Annotated in this window: 16 protein-coding genes and 2 pseudogenes; 8 read left to right on the top strand and 10 right to left on the bottom strand. The window is 60.2% G+C overall.

All coding sequences use genetic code 11. The features are described from left to right. Positions 1-56 precede the first annotated feature (56 nt). From CAG22_RS23240 to CAG22_RS23225, 4 genes and pseudogenes are all read right to left on the bottom strand, one after another. Positions 57-584 (bottom strand): annotated as a pseudogene (locus tag CAG22_RS23240) (nicotinate phosphoribosyltransferase); the annotation flags it as partial. Positions 585-1,043: 459 nt separating this feature from the next. Further along, positions 1,044-2,540: an FRG domain-containing protein gene (locus CAG22_RS23235; RefSeq protein ID WP_085706263.1), complete on the bottom strand. Its 1,497-nt coding sequence runs from the start codon at positions 2,538-2,540 to the stop codon at positions 1,044-1,046. 172 nt (positions 2,541-2,712) lie between these two features. Continuing rightward, entirely contained in the window at positions 2,713-4,077 is a 1,365-nt protein-coding gene (locus CAG22_RS23230) for a reverse transcriptase domain-containing protein (RefSeq protein ID WP_085706262.1), read from the bottom strand. After that, positions 4,074-4,640, bottom strand: a complete 567-nt coding sequence (locus tag CAG22_RS23225) for an SLATT domain-containing protein (protein ID WP_085706281.1) — start codon at positions 4,638-4,640, stop codon at positions 4,074-4,076. Before CAG22_RS23225 ends, CAG22_RS23230 begins: the two co-directional genes overlap by 4 nt. Positions 4,641-5,219: 579 nt before the next feature. Here CAG22_RS23225 and CAG22_RS23220 point away from each other — a divergent pair. Together CAG22_RS23220 and CAG22_RS23215 are read left to right on the top strand one after the other, a co-directional pair. After that, the gene (locus CAG22_RS23220; protein WP_085706261.1) at positions 5,220-6,272 is read left to right on the top strand and encodes a nucleoid-associated protein; all 1,053 of its coding nucleotides are present in this window, start codon (positions 5,220-5,222) and stop codon (positions 6,270-6,272) included. Continuing rightward, positions 6,241-7,740 (top strand): hypothetical protein, encoded by a 1,500-nt coding sequence (locus CAG22_RS23215; protein ID WP_178081532.1) that lies wholly within the window; start codon positions 6,241-6,243, stop codon positions 7,738-7,740. Before CAG22_RS23220 ends, CAG22_RS23215 begins: the two co-directional genes overlap by 32 nt. 330 nt (positions 7,741-8,070) lie before the next feature. Here CAG22_RS23215 and CAG22_RS23210 read toward each other — a convergent pair whose 3' ends face one another. The 3 genes and pseudogenes from CAG22_RS23210 to CAG22_RS23200 all read right to left on the bottom strand — a co-directional run bounded on the left by CAG22_RS23210 (position 8,071) and on the right by CAG22_RS23200 (position 11,231). After that, entirely contained in the window at positions 8,071-9,099 is a 1,029-nt protein-coding gene (locus CAG22_RS23210; protein ID WP_085706260.1) for a DUF4238 domain-containing protein, read from the bottom strand. Between the two features lie 285 nt (positions 9,100-9,384). Further along, positions 9,385-10,584: pseudogene (gene pncB, locus CAG22_RS23205) on the bottom strand (nicotinate phosphoribosyltransferase). Beyond that, complete coding sequence (locus tag CAG22_RS23200) at positions 10,581-11,231, bottom strand: isochorismatase family protein (protein WP_085706259.1); 651 nt, start codon at positions 11,229-11,231, stop codon at positions 10,581-10,583. The pseudogene pncB and the gene CAG22_RS23200 overlap by 4 nt, the downstream one beginning before the upstream one ends. A gap of 138 nt (positions 11,232-11,369) precedes the next feature. Between CAG22_RS23200 and CAG22_RS23195 the strand changes: the two genes are divergently transcribed. Next, a complete protein-coding gene (locus CAG22_RS23195; protein ID WP_025338779.1) occupies positions 11,370-12,074 on the top strand; it encodes an NUDIX domain-containing protein in 705 nt (234 codons plus the stop codon). 219 nt (positions 12,075-12,293) lie between these two features. On the opposite strand, the gene CAG22_RS23190 is transcribed toward CAG22_RS23195, so the two are convergent. Both CAG22_RS23190 and CAG22_RS23185 read right to left on the bottom strand, forming a co-directional pair. Beyond that, positions 12,294-13,223 carry a DMT family transporter gene (locus CAG22_RS23190; RefSeq protein WP_025338780.1) on the bottom strand — a complete coding sequence of 310 codons (930 nt, stop codon included), beginning with the start codon at positions 13,221-13,223 and terminating at the stop codon, positions 12,294-12,296. 295 nt (positions 13,224-13,518) lie between these two features. After that, entirely contained in the window at positions 13,519-14,112 is a 594-nt protein-coding gene (locus tag CAG22_RS23185; protein WP_075044957.1) for a cupin domain-containing protein, read from the bottom strand. Positions 14,113-14,426: 314 nt separating this feature from the next. Here CAG22_RS23185 and glnT point away from each other — a divergent pair, with 314 nt between their 5' ends. The 5 genes from glnT to CAG22_RS23160 all read left to right on the top strand — a co-directional run bounded on the left by glnT (position 14,427) and on the right by CAG22_RS23160 (position 20,234). Further along, entirely contained in the window at positions 14,427-15,761 is a 1,335-nt protein-coding gene (gene glnT, locus CAG22_RS23180) for a type III glutamate--ammonia ligase (protein WP_015270738.1), read from the top strand. 66 nt (positions 15,762-15,827) lie between these two features. Then, the gene (locus CAG22_RS23175; protein WP_085706258.1) at positions 15,828-16,733 is read left to right on the top strand and encodes a glutamine amidotransferase family protein; all 906 of its coding nucleotides are present in this window, start codon (positions 15,828-15,830) and stop codon (positions 16,731-16,733) included. A 27-nt stretch (positions 16,734-16,760) separates the two neighbouring features. Beyond that, positions 16,761-17,435 carry a protein glxC gene (locus CAG22_RS23170; RefSeq protein WP_025338783.1) on the top strand — a complete coding sequence of 225 codons (675 nt, stop codon included), beginning with the start codon at positions 16,761-16,763 and terminating at the stop codon, positions 17,433-17,435. Between the two features lie 15 nt (positions 17,436-17,450). Continuing rightward, complete coding sequence (locus CAG22_RS23165) at positions 17,451-18,776, top strand: FMN-binding glutamate synthase family protein (protein WP_085706257.1); 1,326 nt, start codon at positions 17,451-17,453, stop codon at positions 18,774-18,776. Between the two features lie 153 nt (positions 18,777-18,929). Beyond that, positions 18,930-20,234 (top strand): ammonium transporter, encoded by a 1,305-nt coding sequence (locus tag CAG22_RS23160; RefSeq protein WP_085706256.1) that lies wholly within the window; start codon positions 18,930-18,932, stop codon positions 20,232-20,234. Between the two features lie 124 nt (positions 20,235-20,358). Here CAG22_RS23160 and CAG22_RS23155 read toward each other — a convergent pair whose 3' ends face one another. Then, entirely contained in the window at positions 20,359-21,771 is a 1,413-nt protein-coding gene (locus CAG22_RS23155) for a cytosine permease (protein WP_025338785.1), read from the bottom strand. Between the last annotated feature and the right edge of the window lie 194 nt (positions 21,772-21,965).

Raw genomic sequence — 21,965 nt, 5'->3', positions numbered from 1 at the left:
GCGGTGCAGTACCTGTGGGAGCGGGCGAGCCCGCGAAGAGGCCGGCACAGGCAACCTCAATCCACCCGAAAGACATGCTTCAGATAGGCCACGAAGTTCTCATCCCGGCACTGTGTCTTGCCCGGGCTGTCGGAAATCTTGGCCACCGGTGCCCCATTGCAGGCCGTCATCTTGATCACGATGTTCATCGGCTCCACCCCCGGGATATCGCAGGTCAGCCTGGTACCAATGCCAAAGCTCACATTGATCTGCTCATGCAACGCCCGGTACAGCCCCAGCGCCTTGGCAAGGTCCAGCCCGTCGGAAAAGATCAGGGTCTTGCTCTTCGGGTCGATCCCCAGCCGCTCATAGTGGGCAATAGCCTTTTCCGCCCAGGCCAGCGGATCGCCCGAATCGTGCCGCAGGCCATCGAACAGCTTGGCGAAGTACAGGTCGAAGTCGCCCAGGAACGCGTCCATGGTGATGCAGTCGGTCAGGGCGATGCCCAGCAGCCCCCGGTATTCCCGCACCCAGCATTCCAGCGCGGCAGCCTGGCTGTCGACCAGGCGCGGGCCGAGTTGCTGTTGGGCCATGAACCACTCGTGGTTTCGCTAATTTGCCCGAACGGGTGCAAGAATTGCCAAAAATGCACCTCGCCCACCCCAGAGCTGTCTATTCAGGCCTTTTCCTACCTCGCCTTAGCCTTGCGCTCCTGCCTTCGACCCCAGGGCCTGAGGCCTGCATACGGCCGTGAATGGAAGGCAAAAAATTGCTGATGGTTGAGGGGCTTTCAGTTGAAAAACCTGACAGGGTGTGACAGCCCGCTCTTCAGTAGAAACTCATCTCCTGCTAGCTGAGGATGTATGTTGGCAGGACTTGCGGCGGAGGAAATATTTTGTGCCAAGTTGCCGCTCGTAAGGCGCTTGCTGACTCCTTGCAAGCGCCATCCTCGCCTCCCGTTTTGAACGGTCAAAAGGCCGTCTCTCTGGCTTTTGCTGATTTCGAGGGCCTGCATCTAACCAACTGCCTAAGCCAATGAATGTCGAGTGTCGTTAGTGAATACTCTATGGAATATTAAGGACTACTAGGTCAGCTGGGTTATACAGCACCAAAGATCGCTTCATGGCTAACTGCGATGGAATGATCTCGCGAGCGAAAATGCTCGATAGCTGACTGAAGTCGAACATTAGGCGAGGGTCGTGAGTTTTACGAAGCGCTCCTACTATCGAGAGCACCGATCCTGGGTCTTTAAGGCTTGAAATCCACGTCGGATCTAATGCGTTAAACAATTGGCTAGCTGAACAGTATGCTTTGGAGTAAGGGTCGCCCTGGTATCCAAATTCGATATAGATGGCGTCCGGAATCCACTCCTGGAATATCCTGTTAACCTTATAGCCTTCAGGCGAATAACAATCTGGAATTGAGCAAAAGTTAATCAAGGCAGAAATGGCACAGGCGATGTCTTCATTCGTATAGGGAAGATTTCGCATACCGTTCCATGCTTGACGAGCCGTAGATCTCAGCAACGCCTCGTCAACTTCCTCTGGAAGTCCGGTAAAGATCCACTCTACTGCTTGGGCTCGAAGCCCTCGTTGTGTGTTCAGTGCCCCTCTTATCGAATGTTTCACCTGATCGGCAAGACTGGGGGCTGTGGCCCCGCTACGAAGGGGCAAAGGCATATGGCGGCCAACGGTCGAATAAAATTGTTCGTTTGGATTTACTCGCCATGGTTCGAGTGCCTCGTCGCTCCATTGCGCGGTGGGGCTCAGCGGAGCGATGAATGAATCTGAGTCGTAGGTTTCGGGCGTCTCGACATAGATATTGCGGAACAGGCTTTGCTTTCCTTGCTCTTCTGCCATGCCACGGAGCATGGCATGGTTCTCTATGCGTCGTTCATTGAAGAAATACGTGTCGAGTATTTGCTCCAAGGCGCTCTTGTGTGAAGGGTATATCTGTTCGCGCGATGGGAAGGCTGGAGCACCACTCCAAGGGAATACGATTCTATCCATGTCGTAAATCTGATACCATGGATGATTCGCGAACAAGAAGTGACCGTGCTGTGATTCCAGCCTCCAAAGATTAGGGACGTTAACCGTCACTGGCTCTGCAATAAATGCTATTCCTTCAAACGAAGGGGGCAGATGACTATAAAATTCTTTAAGGTCTGAAGTATCTAGGCAGTAGATAACGCAATTGCCAGGCTCCTCGGGTGGAGATTGAGTGTCAGATGCAAAGAAGCCTGCAATTGTAGGTTCGGTGCTAAAGTCAATATAGTTCGTAGGGAATCCATAATGCTGAAGCACAGCGAATAGAGAATCGACGTGCTCTTCCTCTGCAAGATAAGCGAGAGCTGGCTGCTCGATCACCCAGTTCGTGAACCTCAGCAGCTTCTCATCAAGCTGAGATTTAGCGACCGGGTCGTGAAGTACTTTGCGCTCCAGCGACGAACTTGGCATCCACTCGCGGAGCTGTCCTCGAAACCAATCGTAGCGTCCTTCGGCTTTGAAACTCTCAGCAAGCGCAACTGCGTCTTCTACGTTCGCTGCTTTAAATACTGTCATCGATGATATCCATATATCAAATTATGCAGTCGATAGTTTGACCGCCTTGCACCAGTTTGTTCACTAAGCCCGTAACCTGAATTATTTGCCGTGGAGCATCAAGCCACTGCGCGGGTGACTGCTAGCCACGGCAAATTCAGAGTAGTAATTGATCTGGGCCCAAACTCCAGCTTCAGGAGGTTTGTGCGATATCTTCCTCCAGCTCCCGCACCGCTTTACTGGCTTTGATCTCAAAGCGGCGTTCGACCTCTGAATCGCTCAATTTTGCCGCTTCTGCGCCAAGCCACATAGCGAGCTTCTCGCGCTTCTGGGGCACCGTGAGAGCGTCAAGGTTTGGAATGTACCCATCGCCTGCCTTCATGCCTCGTTGAAGCTCGTAATAGGTCTTGATCAGCGACTTTGGGTGAATCTCGCCGCCAGGACAGAATCGATCGGTAAGCTTCCTGATGGTGTGATTCACGGAGCGTAGTTGTGCAGTCGTGGTGATCTGCGAGAAGTAGGCTGCCCAGCCGAGCCGCTTGCCCTTGAAAATGCAACCGGTGATCCTGAGGTTGAGCTTCCATTGGCAATAGGCAAGCGCACGCTCTTTATCTGCCATGCTACGGGCGGTCAGCAACTTGTGACGGTAAGCAGTGAAGATCTTGGCCACCGATGCTTCGAATCTCAGGATGCTCTCGTGACGTATCAGTACGTTGCCGCTCTCAATCTGATAACCCAAGAAACTGAAGGGCTCAGTCAGTGGCGCGACTTTGGATTTCGACTCAGGCCCAAAGTCATGAGGGTTGAGCTTCAACCCCTTTAGCTGGGTAATCAGCTCGTTCGCTGTTGAGCGTGCCAAGCCTGCGGGCGCGAGGATCAGGATGTCATCCACGTAGCGCTTGTACCAAATGCCCGGCCTTGATCCAAAGGTGGCATCAATGCTTTGCAAGGCAATCTCTGCAAGTACGTTGGAGATTGCCAGGCCCTGCGGTACGCCAATAGTAGGGCGATCAGCACCTTTACCTCCCCTGGATTCAGGCACAGTGGGCGTGGTGAGGGCGCTGCTGATCAGCTTGCGAAGCTCTGGTTTTCTGATCTTTTTCTTTGTTGCCGAGGCTACAAGGTCATGGGGAATGGATGGATAGAACGTTTTCAGATCGATTTTGGCGTATTCAGCGTAAGCGCCTGAGTCGAGCGCTTTTTTCAGCGAGTCGATGACGGTCTGAGGGAGTGTGAGTTTCGCAAGGGGGAACACGTCAGAGAGGCAATTGCAGAGCGCGCGCAGGACGATACGGTCTCGGGCTGTGGGGATGGATATCTGCCTGGGAAGAGATGATGCCCCTTTGAGTATCAGTTTTTCCTTGTAGGCGGTGAAGCGGTACTCACCTTGGTGAACCTTTTCGTGAATGTGGTCGATTTCCGCACTCAGAATCTTGTTGAGGTTAGCCGGGCGCATACGGTCGAGCCCGATTGCACCAGATTGCTTGATTTTCTCGGTGTAGATTTCCAAAAGGTGCTCACGGCTGAAGCGCTTTTTGAAACTCAGGGCCGCGCTCATGGCTTGTTCCAAAACGAGTAAAGCCCGACTACCACAGGCAGTGCATAAAGCATCGTCGTGATCAAAAAGCGCATCGTCAGCCAGAACACTGCATTGAAGTACTCGAAACCCGTTGGAATTCGACTGGTAAGCCCAGTTGCGAACACCCGCGCTATGCGATCGTCGATCTCTCGATGATTTTCGGACTCAGCGAGCAATTCGTCGTAGCGGTTTACCTGCGCAGGTGTGGGCTTCGGGGCGTCAGGTTCAGATGAGTCGTTGGGCAAATCACGATGAAGCTTCTGCAGCTCCAGATAATTCGTACGCATCAGCATCGCACGACCTCGGAAATCCCGATTCGCTACCGCGAGTGAGATGCCCAGCAGCGCGACGGATAGAATGGTCGCCATGACATCAGTGTCGGGGCCCAGCACTGTGCTGTGTCGTATGGTTAGCACCCCCAGGGCCGTGCTTAGAATCGCATACCAAACCAGCAAGAGCTGTGAGTGAAAGTCCAGCCACTCTAGGCGTTTATGAGCCTGAATTCGCGCCTTGTAAGTGAACCAGACGTTGTCCTTTTTCACGCACATCTCTCCATAGAAAAGGGGAGAAGGGGTGGGAGGATTTGAGTACCGTTGAACATCCCTAATGGGATCAGCGGGCCGAAGCCCAACAGCCGAAACTGTTTATTATCAGAACCGCCCTCGCTTGCGCGAGAGGAAGAGCCCACCCCTCCGCGAGTGATTCTACCGTGCCAGTATCACCGGTGGAACTGGTTCCACCTAACGGGCTAAGCATTTTGTGAAATGCCGGATGAAGGGCACGGACTCAGATTCAGCCGCTGAAAACCAGCTAGAGTACAAATGTACTCTTCTGTGTAAGGTCTGACGCCTAGAGAGGGTGTCAAACTGAAATGCAGGCCGGCGTCGCTTCTACGGGATGCTCATGTACTCCTAATCCGGCAAATGCGTCATGCAGCGTGGCGTGCTGGCTGCTGGCCATCCTTTCCGGATATGCTCCGGCCACAGCATCACATCCAGCCCTACGCGGAGGTGGCCATCGGCCCTGCAGGCTGCAATTGATGCGTAATTGTCGCCTGGGCGCATGTCGAGGCGGGTGGTTCCTCTTCCTGGTCAGGCGGGGGCAGATTCCATGGAGATGGCATGAGCTTTTTTTCGGACGAAGAGATTGATTCACTCAAGATCACACGGATGATCTTGCATGTCGTGGGTACCAAAGACTTCGCGGCCATGCCAGAGCGGGCTCTGGAGGAGGAAGCGTTCTTCATCGGCAAGATCGTGGACATGGCCACCGCGCCGGTGTTCATGTTCAAAGCGGTATCGGTGACCCGTAACGAGGTCGAGGCGATCGCAAGTGAGGACACGTCCTTCGTGGCCGGCGCTCAGGCCCTAGCCGCCAGTTTCAACCGTGCGCACGTGGGTGGCAGTGCTGATGGCGTTCTGTTGATGTTCGAGCTGTCGGTCGCAGACCCGGATGTGAAGATCTATAGCCTGATCAAGTACGACTACAAGCTTGCGTTGGAGCAGAATGATGGTGCTCCAGGAAAGAAGCTGCGGCGTATCGTGAATGCCTTGGTGGACGAGAAGAAGGCCATTCAAAAAACGGCGCTGATTCGGGTGATCAGCGGGGTTGCTGACCAGAACATTTCGGCCACCGACCGCACCAAGCAAGGGGTTGATCTTGCCGACTACTTCGCCGATTTCTTGGCTGTGAGCAGGGCAGTTTCGGACACCGAGCTGAGCGAGATCACCCGCAAAGTCCTCAAGGCGGCACTGCAGACCTGCATTGAGAACCTGCCCGGTCAGGATATAGCCAAGGCGCTGCAGCGGGCCCAAGCCAACCTGGGCACTCGCCGGCGCATTGATGAAGAGGCGATCGTTGAGGCAGTGATGCTGGCTGCGGGGCATCCTGAGGATGAGAAAATCGCCAACCGCCTGGAGCGTGAGACGCGTAGTCGTGTCAGGAAAAGCAAGCTGCACGAGCTGAGCTTCAAGCCTGATCGCCGGATCCTCCGACAGCCCTACATGCGCAAGATCGTCACGGCTGAGGGCGTCACGATTCTCTTCCCCGATCGGAAGGAAAACCCCAACGTCCAGGTGATACAGCTCGACGGAGATAAGAAACAAATCATCGTCGACACAGACCGAGTCAAGGAGGACAGCGTTGTCACACCAAAGCCTGGCCAGCCTGCTTAACGAGCTATCGCGCAAGCGTCAGGCGCTAATCACAGAGGGCAACCTGACGCTCATCGTTTCCGACCTATCTGCGGAAACTGCTCGGTCGATCAAGAAAGCCGCCGTCACTGCTGCCTGGTCATTCACGATCTACGACTGCGCGAGCAGCGAAACTGACGTCGATGATGAGGATGAAGATTTTGGGCCGTTTCGCGTTGAGCTGGAGAAGCCACTTCCGGAAGACCATGTCCAGGAACAGGCCCTCTATGTGGCGACGGAAGTAGGCTTCAAGGCGTTCCTGGTCAATGGACACGCTGCTGCACGTTGGCACCTGCTTGGCCTCACTCAGCCTTTCGTTACCAGAGCGAGGGCATATTGTGGTTGGGGTGAAGAGGGCGACTACACCGAATCACAGGCGACCAAGTCACCCCGCCTCCTGGTGAAAGAATCAGCGACCCTCCGCAAAGTACCGGAGGATGTGCGCCTTTGGTTGCTCGCAGAAGGACATCATCTCGATGAGGCTGATCCTTTACACATGCTCTGGGCAGGTCAGGCATTCGGTGCCCTGAGCCGTTGTTTTGCGAATGAAATCGACACCAGTGGTAGCAAGCTCACCTTCAAGGGGCCGCCCAAGCTCAACCTTGCGATCCCAGAGGCGGTAGAGGGTCATGCTCCCATCTCGCTTAAAGACTTCGAGGTTGTCCAGGAAGCAGCGGCATGGGTGTTCGATAACGCGCGGGAAGCAGAGGTGAAGCACATCCTGTTGTCCGCCGAAATCGCGCGTTCCGGTCGGGCGGACGGGGAGGTACAGGAGTACTTCAGGGAGAACCTGGCCGCTGCCTTGGATTGCGCGAGAATCGCTTATCAGATGGCGGTCTCGGAAATCACCAAGGACACCCTGAAATCCCTGACAGATCTTCGTAAGGCTGTGACGGAGGAAACGTCGAAGGCCACAGACGCGACCCGGCAAGCAATCGCAGCGATCTCCACGGCGCTGACCGTTGGCCTGGGCCTGATCGCCGCGAGGCTCACATTGCAGATCAACCCGTACCTGATCTCGATCGTCATGGCGGTTGCATTTGGCTACACGGTACTGAACGTGATGTCAGGCCGTAAGTTCATCAACATCCAGCGCAAGCTACGCAAGGACTGGCAGCCAAAGCTGTATCGCTTTCTGTCTGAAGCCGAATTCAAGAAAATGGTAGGTGATCCCATTGAGCAAGCCGAAAGGCTCTTCTACAAAGTGAGTTGCCGGGGTATCGCGATGCTTGGCGTCGCGGGTCTGGGTATTTCTATTTACGCTTTTGCCTACACCCCGGCACCCTCATCGAAGACGCCTATAGTTCCCCCATCCCAAGCTCCAGCTCCGGCAACCCCGCAGCCGTCTGCCAGCGACCCGGTGACTCAGCCTCAAATGAATTCTCAGCCAGCCCCTGCCTCTCAGCCCGAAATGACCCGCAGCGAGGGCCGGCGCCTCAGTCTGAGATAAGGCCACAGCCAAACCCGGAGCCGAAAGAAAACGTCCCGTCGAAACCTTCAGAAAAAGGGGGGGAGCCCTGTCAGTTTTGAGCAGGGGATATTTGCTGCGCGGTCGATTACCTGCAGCCCAGCCAGGGCTACGTGAAGGTCGGATAGGTTCGGGCTACCGACTGAGCAAAAACGAAAAAGGCCCCGCGAAGGAATCTGCTCGATCTCTCCGCAGCTGTTCTCGAAAGCCTGTAGGTTGGGCAGGAGTAAATGCCAGTTTCTCGGGGCGACCATGCGGTAATGCAGCAGCGATAGTGACCAGTAGTTTGCTATCCGTAGTGGCGTCCAAGTCTCATCTGGCTTGCATTTCTCGCTCTGCTGCACACTGCTCTACGTGCCAGCGATCCCAAGCTGCCCGCTCTTGCTTGCAAGTTTCTGGACATACCATCCGGGGGCGGATCAGGTGAATATCTCCAGGCTCCTTGGCAAACACATACTGGTGGGCGTGCTCAATGATGATCCTCCGAATACCCTGGGCCAACTCGGAGGTGAGAGTGGTTCCGCGCGGCCAACCTCTCTGACCGATGCAGGTATGGAGCAGATGTTTCGGGCTTAGCGGAAGCAGAATATCGCCTCGGTTCACGCCCCAACCGCCTTTAGTGTCGTAGTTCTTTGAGTCTTGGTAGTTGAGCTTTATGAGAGGATTGTCGGAGGTTGGCCAAGACAGACCTGGAGGAGCGTGCAGAATTGTCCATCGATGTTTGGGCAGTTTTTTAATGGTCTGCGTAAGGATCCGCTTCATGTTCCAAATCCACATCTGCCGCCCCACGATCGTCTCAACCTTCACGGCTCCTCCGCCCTCCGGCAGTGGTTCAATAGACGTCTTGAACAGCGGGAACGGATCGATGTCATCTGTTTCCATCTGAGGCATAGGTATGCCTCGCTGCACCGCATCCTCCATCTCGTGGATAGAGCGCTGCATGACCTCATCCATCAAAGGCTTTAGTGTTGCATTTTGACTTCGAATAAACTCCTTTAGCCGTGCGGGAGTACGGACATCTTGGGCCATTGCGAACCGCACCAAACGCCGCCAATGCTCTGGTTCTAAGCGGTCTTCCTGTACGACCCTGCGAATAGCCTCGTGGGCAGGACTCTCGAACTCTCGGTCTAGCCAACACTCGAACTCATCAGTCTCCTCACCTCCCGCCCAGTAGGTGTAGAGATGCTTTTGGTAGCCAATACCCTTCAAGGAATGCTTTTTCCAGGCACCAACATTCTCGTTGGGCACCAGCAATCGATACGTAAGGACACCATCCTTATCCGCCCATTGCTTGAGGTAGAGCTCAGGTACGTAGTGGTTATCCTTGCGCAACTGCTGCATCACAGATTCCTTCTGGTGGAGCTGATCTCGCCCGGATTGACGATGAAAGTATTAGAAACGTAATGCCCATATTACGCCAAGTGTATGGAGTAGCCGTCCTGGCCATGCTGAGCAGCTTCGATATAGCCCAACGCTGCAGTCGTTTTCGGATGCAGGTAAGAGCTGGGAGCAGATTGTTGAAGGGGCAATGAGGCCTGGTGTTTTGCCTCAATAGACGTATGTCCGCTTTGGGGGACTGCATGCCTGTGAGCGGGTTTACCGGCGATGAAGCCGGCACAGGCGCCATCAATTCAGCTGGAAGACATGCTTCAGATAGGCCACGAAGTTCTCATCCCGGCACTGTGTCTTGCTCGGGCTGTCGGAAATCTTGGCCACCGGTGCCCCATTGCAGGCCGTCATCTTGATCACGATGTTCATCGGCTCCACCCCCGGGATATCGCAGGTCAGCCTGGTACCAATGCCAAAGCTCACATTGATCCGCTCATGCAGCGCCCGGTACAGCCCCAGCGCCTTGGCAAGGTCCAGCCCGTCGGAAAAGATCAGGGTCTTGCTCTTCGGGTCGATCCCCAGCCGCTCATAGTGGGCAATGGCTTTTTCCGCCCAGGCCAGCGGATCGCCCGAATCGTGCCGCAGGCCGTCGAACAGCTTGGCGAAGTACAGGTCGAAGTCGCCCAGGAACGCGTCCATGGTGATGCAGTCGGTGAGGGCGATGCCCAGCAGCCCCCGGTATTCCCGCACCCAGCATTCCAGCGCGGCAGCCTAGCTGTCGACCAGGCGCGGGCCGAGTTGCTGGTGGGCCATGAACCACTCGTGGGCCATGGTGCCGATCGGCTTGAGCTGGTATTCGCGGGCCAGGTGCACGTTGCTGGTACCGACAAAGCGGCCCGGGAAGTCACGCTTCAGAATGTGCACCACCTCTTCCTGCACCCGGTAGGAGAAGCGCCGCCGGGTGCCGAAGTCGGCCAGTTGGAAACCGGCCAGTTCTTCGGCGCTGGCCTCGGCCTTCAGCCAGTCGAGGTTCTGATACAGGCGCTCGCGGACCTGCTCGATCACCACCTCGCGATAGCGGTAGCGGTTGCGCACCTCGCTGATGATCGCCAGCAGCGGGATCTCGTAGAGAATCACGTGCAACCACGGCCCGCGCACGCGAATCGCCAGTTGCCCGGCATCATCCAGGCCTACCTGTACATAGCGCAGGTTGAAGCGGAACAGGCTGAGAAAGCGGATGAAGTCCGGTTTGATGAACGGGATCTTCTCCAGGTAGGCGAGCTGGTCATGCGTGATGCTGACATCGGCCAGTTGCTCGACCTGGTAACGGATTTCCGCCAGGTAAGGTGCGAGGTTCTCGCCGTTACGGCAGCGGAACTCCCACTCCACCTCGGCGTTGGGGTAGTTGTGCAGCACCGCCTGCATCATGGTGATCTTGTAGAAGTCGGTGTCCAGCAGGTTCTGGATGATGCGTGGGCCGAAAACGCTGTCGCTCATGGGCGGTCTTCCTTGATCAGAGAGAGCTGGTGGTCGAGCGCGGCTTCGTCGCCGCAGAGGATCACGCCGTCGGCGGCCAGGGCGCCACACGCCTCGATGGCGCCTGCCTGGGTGAGGGCGCGGCAGGCCGGCAGGTACAACAGCACCTGGAAGCCGGCCTGGCGCAATTGGCGGGCGGTGATCCTGACGCAATAGTCCAAGGCCAGGCCACCGACGATCACCGCGCCCACCTGCTGCACCTTGAGGTACTCGATCACCCCGGTGGAGCGGCGTTCGGCCAGGTCGTGGTAGCAGGCGCCGTAGGGGTGCAGGTCGGGCTCGACGCCTTTCCACACGAAATAGTCGTAGTCGATGGGGGCCGGCAGGCCGGGCAGCAACTCGAAGCCGGGTGTGCCGGGAACGCAGTGGCTGACCCAGGTCAGGTCGGCGTTGGCCAGCTGCAGGGGCTGCAGCATGTGCGCGGGGTCGGCGACTACCCAGGCGGCGTTGGCCGGGTGGGCGTCCTTGCTGCCCAGGCGCAGGTCGGCGCGCAAGGCCATGGTATTAAGATCTTCCGCGATTTCATTGCCTTCGGGAACCGGCAGCTCTTGCGGCACGTTGCTGGTGAAGCCGTTCTGGGCGTCGACATCGAAACTGGCGATCTTCATGGCGGTTCTCCTCGCTGGAATGGATACATAATTCACTTGGTGTAATAAGTATGTCAAGCAACTTTTGAAACGGGCTTTCTGCTTGCCTTACTTAGATGCTCTGGTGGATTATGATGAGCTTGAACAAGGAGTCGCCCGGTGAATGCAGTCGAAGTCCTGGCCAGCGTCGATATCGTCGCCCTGCGCATGGCCCCCGAAGCTCAGCATCTGCAGGTGCTGTTGCACCGTCGTGAGCGTGAACCGCATGCCGGCCAGTGGGCCTTGCCCGGGGTGATCGTCAATGGCCGCACCCCCGACACCAGCCTGGAAGCTGCTGCCGAACGCGCGCTGCGCGAGAAAACCCAGGTCGTACCGTGCTACATGGAACAGGTGGGCACCGAGGGCAATGCTTTCCGCGACCCGCGTGGATGGTCACTCAGCACCTATTACCTGGCATTGCTCGAACCCGGGCAGGTCGTCGAGGGCGAGCAACTGGCGTTTTTCGACTTGGACAGCGTATTGGCGCGCAAGGTGCTGTTGCCCTTTGATCACAACCTGTTGGTGGAGCGGGCCCGTGAGCGGCTGGCGGCGAAGACGGTGTACAGCAGCCTGCCGCTGTACCTGCTGGCGGAGAAGTTCACTGTGCTGGATGCGCTAGGTGCGGTGCAGGCGTGCCTGGGGCAGGCGGTGAACAACACCTCGCTGCGCAAACGCCTGGAGCGCTTGCGCGAGCTGGGGTGGGTCAGGGATACCGGGGAGAAGAACCAGCCCAGGCTGGGCCGGCCGCAGCAGTTGTATCAGTACACACCACAGGGGGAGCGGGCGTTCATGTTTGACCGCAGTCTGCTGCCTGAGGGCGCTTAGTCGCCTGTACCGACCTCATCGCCGGCAAGCCAGCTCCCACAGGTAAAGCATCAGGCTAGAGCCCTGTGATTACCCTGTGGGAGTAACTGTCTTGTGCTGCCTGTTCTGGCCTCATGGCCGGCAAGCCAGCTCCCACAGGTACTGCACAATGCTTGAGGCCTAAGCGTCGGGTGGGAGCCGGCTTGCCGGCGATGAGGGCCGTTCAGGCAAGCACATTCATCAATGCGCGCAGCGGCTGGTATCGCCTTGTTCCGCTGGTGCCTTGCGCGCCGCCGCCAGGATGGTCGCCAGCACGATCAGCGCAGCGCCAGCGGCCATGCGCAGGCTTGGCTGTTCACCGAACAACCACCAGGCGCCGATGATCGCGTACACCGGCTCCAGCGCGATGATCATGCCGGCCGTGCGCGCTTCCAGGCCTTCCAGGCTCTTGACGAACAGGAACTGCGACAGCCCGGTGCAGAACACGCCCAACAGCGCCAGGTTGACCCAGTCACTGCCAGCCAGGCTGGTGTTGCCCAGGTGAGTGAAGGCAAACGGCGCCACCAGCGCGGCCACCACCACGTTCTGCCAGAACGCCACCTGCATCGCGTTCATGCTCGAGCCGTTGCGGCGGTTGGCCACGGTCAGCAGGGCGAACGCCAGGCCCGAACCCAGGCCCCAGAGCAGGCCGACGGTGCCTTTGTCGAGCAAGTCGAAGGTCGGTACCACCAACACCAGACCGGCCGTGACCATCAGCAGCAGCAAACCTTGCACGGCACCGATACGCTGGCCGAACACGCCGCGCTCGATCATGGCGATGAACGCCGGGAAGCTGGCGAAGCCCAGAGTGGCCACGGCCACGCCGCCAACCTTCACGGCGATGAAGAAGGTTACCCAGTGGGCAGCCAGCAGGGCGCCGGTCAGGCCCAGCACCGGCAGGTTGCGCAGGGTGAGGGCGTCGAGCAGGCGCGTGCCCTTGAGCCCGGCGACGAAACCCAGGGCGATGAAGGCGAAGGTGGCGCGGCCGAAGGTGATGATGCTGGCGTCGGCCTCGATCAGGTGACCGAGGATACCGGTCAGGCCGAACAGCACAGCGGCGATATGGGCAACGCACAGGGCGTTACGGTGGCCGGTGGCAGCACCGGCTACGGGGATTGAAGTCGCGATCATGGCAGTCAAGTCTTCACAATGTGGCGCGCGCAAACACTCCCGGCTGGCGCGGCGCGGGTCTCTAGTACTGGGAGTTTTATCGTTATGAGCCCGGACGAACTGCCCGGTGCAAAAAGGCGCCACAGCGTTGGAATTGTGAAGCGAGGCTGTTTTACTCGCGAATACCGCACCGATCAGCCCACGGCGCGGGGCTGGTCGATGTGTGTATTATTTTTGTAGACACAGTTCCGAAGCCGATCGCGGGCGACGTGTGCTTGTCTGATCGCGACATCGGTTGTTGCCTTGCTGCGCCGCGTCACTCGTCGCCGTAGTTCATGATCGACAACAGGCGGATGGGCACCTGCACCAGCTGCTCGGGGCCGTGCGGGGTCTCGCCGTCGAAGGTCAGGCTGTCGCCGGCCCGCATGTGATAGAGCTGGTTGCCGTGGCGGTACACCAGTTCACCCTCCAGCAAGTGGAGGAACTCGGTGCCGGGGTGGGCGAAGGTCGGGAACTCTTCGCTGGCGTCGTCCATGGTCACCATGTACGCCTCGAAGTTCTTCTTCGGCCCCCTGGCGTGATTGAGCAAATGGTAGGTGTGGCCTTTCTCGGTACCGCGGCGCACCACCTCCAGCCCTTCACCGGCTTTCACCAACAAGGCATTGCCGTCGGGCTGGTCATATTGGCTGAACAACTTGGCCATCGGCATGCCCAGCACATCGCACAGGCGGCTGAGGGTGTCGAGGCTGGTTGATACCTGGGCGTTCTCGATCTTGCTCAGCATGCCTTGGCTGATGCCGGCGATGCGCGCCACGTCGGCGAGCTTGAGGGACTGGGCCTGGCGCTGGCGCTTGATCTGCAGGCCCAGGTACTGCTCCAGGCGAAGGCGCGGTTCGGTTTCGGTTGGCATCGAATGTCCTGCACGGTTTCAGTTCAAGAATAAAGTTTTCGCACTGGGAAAGTGCGAAATACAGCTGCGGTGGCTGCATCTTTCCTCGGGTGAAAACAAGTTTCCCATAAATGGAGCATGGAAATCTGCTTGGGTTTTGTGCTGGCCGTACCGGCCTCTTCGCGGGCACGCCCGCTCCCACAGGCCCGCGAAGAGGCCCGAACAGGCAATGCAAGGTTGCACCCTGAACAAAGTTGGCAAGCACATTGCATTCCTGTGAGGAAAGTAAGTTTCCCATGTGGAATCATTGCCCCTTGCCCAGGAGTGTTCAACCCATGTTGCCAGCAGAAACCCAGCGCACCCTCGATCAGCACGGCATCAAGTACGTGCTGGCGCAGTTCGTCGATATCCATGGCTCGGCGAAGACCAAATCGGTGCCGGTCTCGGGCCTGAAGATGGTGGCCGAGGAGGGCGCCGGCTTTGCCGGGTTCGCCATCTGCGGCATGGGCATGGAACCGCACGGCCCCGACTTCATGGCCCGCGGCGACCTTTCCACCTTGATCCCGGTACCGTGGCAGCCGGGTTACGGCCGGGTGGTGTGTGTAGGCCACGTAAACGGCCAACCCTGGCCCTACGACAGCCGCTACGTGTTGCAGCAGCAGGTGCAGCGCCTGGCCGACAAAGGCTGGACCCTGAACACCGGCCTTGAGCCCGAGTTCAGCCTGTTCCGCCGCGACGAGGATGGCAAGCTGCAACTGGTGGACGCTTCCGACAACCTCGACAAGCCGTGCTACGACTACAAGGGCCTGTCGCGCTCGCGGCTGTTCCTCGAGCGCCTGACCGAGGCGTTGCAGCCGGTGGGTTTCGACATCTACCAGATCGACCACGAGGACGCCAACGGCCAGTTCGAGATCAACTACACCTACAGCGACGCCATGGAGTCGGCCGACCGCTTCACCTTCTTCCGCATGGCCGCCGGCGAGATCGCCAACGACCTGGGCATGATCTGCTCGTTCATGCCCAAGCCCGACCCCAAGCGCGCCGGCAATGGCATGCACTTCCACCTGTCGCTGGCCAGCAGCACCAACAAGAACCTGTTCCATGACCCGTCCGACAGCAGCGGCATGGGCCTGTCGAAGCTGGCCTACCACTTTGCCGCAGGCCTGTTGGCCCATGGCCCGGCGCTGTGCGCCTTCGCCGCGCCCACGGTCAACTCGTACAAGCGCCTGGTGGTCGGCCGCTCGCTATCCGGCGCCACCTGGGCCCCGGCGTTTGTCGCCTACGGCGCCAACAACCGCTCGGCGATGGTGCGCATCCCCTATGGCCGCCTGGAGTTCCGCCTGCCGGACGCTGGCTGCAACCCGTACCTGGTCACCGCCGCGATCATCGCTGCCGGCCTCGATGGCATCGACCGTCAGCTGGAGCCGGGCGAGATGTGCAACGAGAACCTCTACAACCTGAGCCTGGAAGAGATCGCCGCACGCGGCATCAAGACCTTGCCGCAGTCGTTGAAGGAAGCCGCCGACGCCCTGGAGGCCGACCCGCTGTTCCGCGAAGTGCTGGGCGCCGAGATCGTCGACGAGTTCATCAAGCTCAAGCGCATGGAGTGGGTGGAGTACTGCCGCCACGTCTCCGACTGGGAAATCCAGCGTTACACCGAATTCTTCTGACCGCCCCCAATCCCTTGGGCGGCCAGCACGAACGCGGTCGCCCACTGCCTAGTAAGGAGCATCACCATGTGTGGAATCGTAGGTCTGTACCTGAAAAAACCCGAGCTGGAAGCCCAGCTCGGCAAGCTCTTCGAACCCATGCTCGAAGCCATGACCGACCGTGGCCCGGACAGCGCCGGCTTTGCCATCTACAGCGACGAAGTGGCCGATGGCTGGGTCAAGCTGACCCTGCAGGCCACTGACATCAACTACCCCTGGGCGGCGCTGATGGGCCAGCTGGAAGGGCGCCTGGGCTGCTCGCTGGACTGGTTCCAGAACGCCAGCGCCGCCGTGCTCAAGGTGCACACCAACGAGGCATCGGCCCGCCAGGCTTTGAGCGAACTGGCCCCTGACGTGCGCATCATGAGCGCCGGGCAGAGCATCGAGATCCTCAAGGGCATGGGCCTGCCGGCGGAAATCTCCAGCCGCTTCGGCCTGGCCGGCATGAAAGGCAGCCACATCATCGGCCATACCCGCATGGCCACCGAAAGCGCCGTGACCATGGAAGGCAGCCACCCGTTCTCCACCGGCGCCGACCTGTGCCTGGTGCACAACGGCTCGCTGTCCAACCACTTCCGCCTGCGCCAGGAGCTCAAGCGCGAAGGCATCAGTTTCGAGACCGACAACGACACCGAAGTGGCCGCCGGCTACCTGACCTGGCGCCTGCAGCAGGGCGACAGCCTGGCCCAGGCCCTGGATGGCGCCCTGGAAGACCTGGACGGCTTCTTCACCTTCGCCATCGGCACCCGCAACGGCTTTGCCGTGATCCGCGACCCGATCGCCTGCAAGCCCGCCGTGCTGGCCGAGACCGACGACTACGTGGCCATGGCCTCGGAGTATCAGGCGCTGGCCAGCCTGCCGGGCATCGAGAACGCCAAGGTCTGGGAACCGGCCCCGGCCACCCTGTACGTCTGGGAACGCGAAAGCGCCTGACCTGCCACCGAACCACTGGAGAACCACATGAAGACGATCGACCTTTCCAGCACCTCGGTGCGTGTCCTCAACCAGTCCTTGCACGGTGAGGTGCAGGACCACGAATGGCGGGTGACCCACCCCGACGGCAAGCACAACCTGGCCGTGGGCATCAACGCCGCCGTGGCCGTGGATATCGAAGGCCACGCCGGCTACTACTGCGCCGGCATGAACCAGCAGGCCAGCGTCACCGTGCATGGCAACGTCGGTGTCGGCGTGGCCGAGAACATGATGTCCGGCTCGGTGCGGGTCAAGGGCAGCGCCTCCCAGGCCGCCGGCGCCACCGCCCATGGCGGGCTGCTGGTGATCGAGGGCGACGCCGGCGCGCGTTGCGGTATTTCCATGAAGGGCGTGGATATCGTCGTCGGCGGCAGCATCGGCCACATGAGCTGCTTCATGGGCCAGGCCGGGCGTTTGGTGGTGTGTGGCGATGCCGGCGATGCGCTGGGCGATTCGCTGTACGAGGTGCGCATCTACGTCAAGGGTGCGGTGCAGTCGCTGGGCTCGGACTGCATCGAGAAAGAGATGCGCGCCGAGCACCTGCAAGAGCTGCAGGAACTGCTGAACAAGGCCGGCCTGGACCACAAGGCTGCCGATTTCAAACGCTACGGCTCGGCTCGCCAGCTGTACAACTTCAAAGTCGACAACGCCAGCGCGTACTGATCCAGGAGCATTCCCATGAGCGAGCAATTCCCCCCGGTACTGCGTGAGTCGGCCACCTTCGACCGCCTGACCATCCAGGAAATCCAGCGTGCCGCCGAAACCGGCATCTACGACATCCGTGGCGGCGGCACCAAGCGCCGCGTGCCGCACTTCGACGACCTGCTGCTGCTCGGTGCCAGCGTGTCGCGCTACCCGCTGGAAGGCTACCGCGAGAAATGCGGCACCGATGTGCTGCTGGGCACCCGCTTCGCCAAGAAGCCGATCCACCTGAAAATTCCGGTAACCATCGCCGGCATGAGTTTCGGCGCGCTGTCGGCCAACGCCAAAGAGGCGCTGGGCCGTGGTGCGAGCATCGCCGGCACCAGCACCACCACGGGCGACGGCGGCATGACCCCGGAAGAACGCGGCCAGTCGCAGCACCTGGTGTACCAGTACCTGCCGTCGCGCTACGGCATGAACCCCGACGACCTGCGCAAGGCCGATGCCATCGAGATCGTCCTCGGCCAGGGTGCCAAGCCGGGCGGTGGCGGCATGCTGCTGGGCATGAAGGTGACCGAGCGCGTGGCCGGCATGCGCACCTTGCCGATCGGCGTCGACCAGCGCAGCGCCTGCCGCCACCCGGACTGGACCGGCCCGGATGACCTGGCGATCAAGATTGCCGAGATCCGCGAGATCACCGACTGGGAAAAACCCATCTACGTGAAGATCGGCGCCAGCCGCCCGTACTACGACGTAAAGCTGGCGGTGAAGGCCGGTGCCGATGTGATCGTGCTCGACGGCATGCAGGGCGGTACCGCCGCGACTCAGGAAGTGTTCATTGAACACATCGGCATCCCGATCCTGCCGGCCATTCCGCAGGCAGTGCAGGCGCTGCAGGAAATGGGCATGCACCGCAAGGTGCAGCTGATCGTTTCCGGTGGTATTCGCAATGGTGCCGACGTGGCCAAGGCCATGGCCCTCGGGGCTGATGCGGTGGCCATTGGCACTGCGGCGTTGATCGCGCTGGGTGACAACCACCCGCGGCTGGATGCCGAACTGAAGAAGATCGGCTCGGCGGCCGGTTTCTATGACGACTGGCAGAACGGTCGCGACCCAGCCGGCATTACCACCCAGGACCCGGAACTGGCCAGGCGCCTGAACCCGGAGGAGGCCGGGCGCCGCCTGGCCAACTACCTGCGGGTGCTGGTGCTGGAGGCGCAGACCATGGCGCGGGCGTGTGGCAAGTCGCACTTGCACAACCTCGACCCGGAGGACCTGGTGGCGTTGACCGTGGAGGCTGCGGCGATGGCGCGAGTGCCGTTGGCGGGGACCGCCTGGGTGCCGGGGCAGGCGCAGTATTGAGTTGACCGTCGGGGGCCGCTTTGCGGCCCTTTCGCGACACAAGGCCGCTCCTACAGGGGACCGCGTATCGCCCCCCTGTAGGAGCGGCCTTGTGTCGCGATGGGCTGCAAGGCAGCCCCAGGGCACCCCCACCATTCACACAGGAGTGACTCCATGAAGCACCTCACCCTCGCTGTAATGTTGTTAGCCCTGACCACCCGGGCCCACGCCGCCGACCCCACCCTGGACACCGGCAACACCGCCTGGATGATCTGCGCCGCGATGTTCGTGCTGATGATGTGCATCCCGGGCCTGGCACTGTTCTACGGTGGCATGGTCCGGGCCAAGAACTTCCTCTCGGTATTCACCCAGCTGTTCGCCGTTGCCGGGGTGATCGGCATTCTCTGGGTGCTGTTCGGCTACAGCCTGGTGGTAGACACCACCGGCATGGTCGAGGGGCAGTTGACCGTCAACAGCTTCATCGGCGGGCTGGACAAGGCGCTGATGCTGGACATCGGCCATGACAGCCTGGTCGGTAGCATCCCCGAAGGCGTGTTCGCGGTGTTCCAGCTGACCTTCGCCATCATCACCCCGGCGCTGATTGCCGGTGGTTTTGCCGAGCGCATGAAGTTCAGTGCTTCGTTGCTGTTCATGGCCGCCTGGTTCGTGCTGGTGTACGCGCCTATCGCGCATATGGTCTGGGGCGGGCCGGGGGCGTTGATGGTCAACTGGGGCGTGCTGGACTTTGCCGGTGGTACCGCCGTGCATATCAACTCCGGTGTGGCAGCGCTGGCTGCGGCGTTGATGCTGGGCAAGCGCAAGGGCTACCCGCAGGTGGCAATGCCGCCGCACAACCTCGGCTTCACCCTGGTGGGCGCCGGGTTGCTGTGGGTGGGCTGGTTCGGCTTCAACGTCGGCTCGGGGCTGGCGGCCAACCAGGCGGCGGGGGTGGTGATGCTGGCGACCATGGTGGCGGCCTGTGCGGGGATTGTCGGCTGGTTGCTGACCGAGAAGGTGGCGCATGGTCGGCCGACGGCCTTGGGTGCGGCTTCAGGGGCTTTGGCAGGGTTGGTCGGGATTACCCCGGCCTGCGCATTTGTCGGGCCGCTGGGCGCGCTGGTGATCGGGCTGTTGACCGGGGCGATCTGTTTCTTTGCCGTGACCCGGTTGAAGCAGGCGCTGGGCTACGACGACAGCCTGGATGTGTTCGGCCTGCATGGCGTGGGCGGAATGGTCGGCGCGATCCTTACCGGGGTCTTTGCCGCGCCTGCGTTGGGCGGTTATGTGGAGGGTGCGTCACCGGTCGGGCAGGCATTGGTGCAGGTGAAGGGGGTGGCGTTCACCTTCGTGTATTGCTTTGTGGTGAGTTGGGCGATTCTGGGGGTGATCAAGCTGACCATCGGGCTGCGGGCCAGCCGGGAAGAGGAAGAACAGGGGCTGGACCTGGCTGAGCACAATGAGCGGGCCTACAACCTCTGATTGATGTGTTGCCTGTACCGGCCTATTCGCGGGCTTGCCCGCTCCCACCGGGACACCACAGCCTTCGAGGCCGGTGACATCCTGTGGGAGCGGGCAAGCCCGCGAAGAGGCCGGCACTGGTGAATCAGTGCCCCATGGCCACCTTGGCACTCATCTGCCGGCGACGGTAGGCGCTGTCACGGCTGGCCAGCCACCAGTACAGCGGCGAAGTAACCGCCAGCCCCACCAGCCACGACAGGTCCGCTCCGTTGATATGCTCGGAAATCGGCCCGACATACAGCGGCGTGTTCATGAACGGGATCTGCACCACGATACCCACGGCATAGGCAATCAGCGCCTGCGGGTTGTAGCGCCCGTAGATACCGCCATCGACCTGGAAGATCGACTGGATATCGTAGTCACCCTTGTGGATGGCATAGAAGTCGATCAGGTTGATCGCTGTCCACGGTACCAGCACCACCAGCAGCACCAACACCATGTCGACGAAGTGGCCGATGAAGTCCGCCGAGGCGAACACCGCCACCACGCAGCAGGCCGTCAGCACTACCAGCGACAGCACGGCGCGGCTCTTGGCGGTGGGGATCCAGCGGTGGGCGAAGGTTTGCACCAGGGTGATGATCGACAGCACTGCGCCATACAGGTTGAGGGCGTTGTGGCTGATCACGCTGAGCAGGAACAGCACCAGCATGATCGGGCCGAGGGTACCGGTGGCCAGCTTGACTGCGTCCATGGTGTCCATGCCGGCCGGGATCGCCAGCACCGCCACGGCGCCGAAGATGAACGACAGGCTCGAACCCAGGGCCGAGCCCAGGTAGGTAGTCCAGAACGTCGAGCTGACCTTCACGTCCGCCGGCAGGTAGCGCGAGTAGTCCGACACGTAGGGCGCAAAGGCGATCTGCCACAATGCCGCCAGCGACACGGTAGCCAGCCAGCCGGCCAGGTTGAAGCCGCCGCGGGTGAGGAAGTCGTCGCTCTGCACGTGGCTGAAGATGTAGCCGAAGCCGACCACGATGCCGATACCCAGCACCCAAGTGCCGATGCGGTTGAGCACGTGGATGAAGCGGTAGCCGATGATGCCGATGATGCCCGAGCCCAGCGCACCGATGACGATGCCCACCGGTACCGGCACGGCATCGACCACGCCGTGCAGCGACTTGCCGGCGAGAACGATGTTGGAGGCGAAGAAGCCGATGTACATGACCCCGGCGATCACCACCACCAGCAGCGCGCCGAGCGAGCCGAACTGGGCGCGGCTCTGGATCATCTGCGGGATGCCCATCTGCGGGCCCTGGGCCGAGTGCAGCGCCATCAGTACGCCACCGACCAGGTGGCCGACCAGGATGGCGACAATGCCCCATACCAGGTTCAGGTGGAACAGTTGCACGCCCAGGGCGCCGGTGACGATGGGCAGCGGCGCGATGTTGCCGCCGAACCACAGTGTGAACAGATCCCTTACCTTTCCATGGCGGTCTTGCGGGGGCACGTAGCCGATCGTGTGTTTTTCTATGAGGGGTGCCGAATTGGCTGCACTGGTCATGACTGACTCCAAGGCAAGGTAGGGCATCGGGAGCTGCCCGGGGGCGTGCCGGCGAAGGGCGACGCGTTCTTGTTGGAGCGATGATGCGGGGCGCGGGGATAACGAGAAATTAGTAAATATGTGCCCATAAACCTTAAAAAACCTAAGGCTGACAAAAGGTTAAGCGGGGGACGGTAGCAAGGAGGGTGCCAGGG

The organism is Pseudomonas sp. B8(2017), assembly GCF_002113575.1.
Taxonomy (GTDB): domain Bacteria; phylum Pseudomonadota; class Gammaproteobacteria; order Pseudomonadales; family Pseudomonadaceae; genus Aquipseudomonas; species Aquipseudomonas putida_Z.
This window is presented reverse-complemented; position numbering and strand designations above follow the sequence as displayed.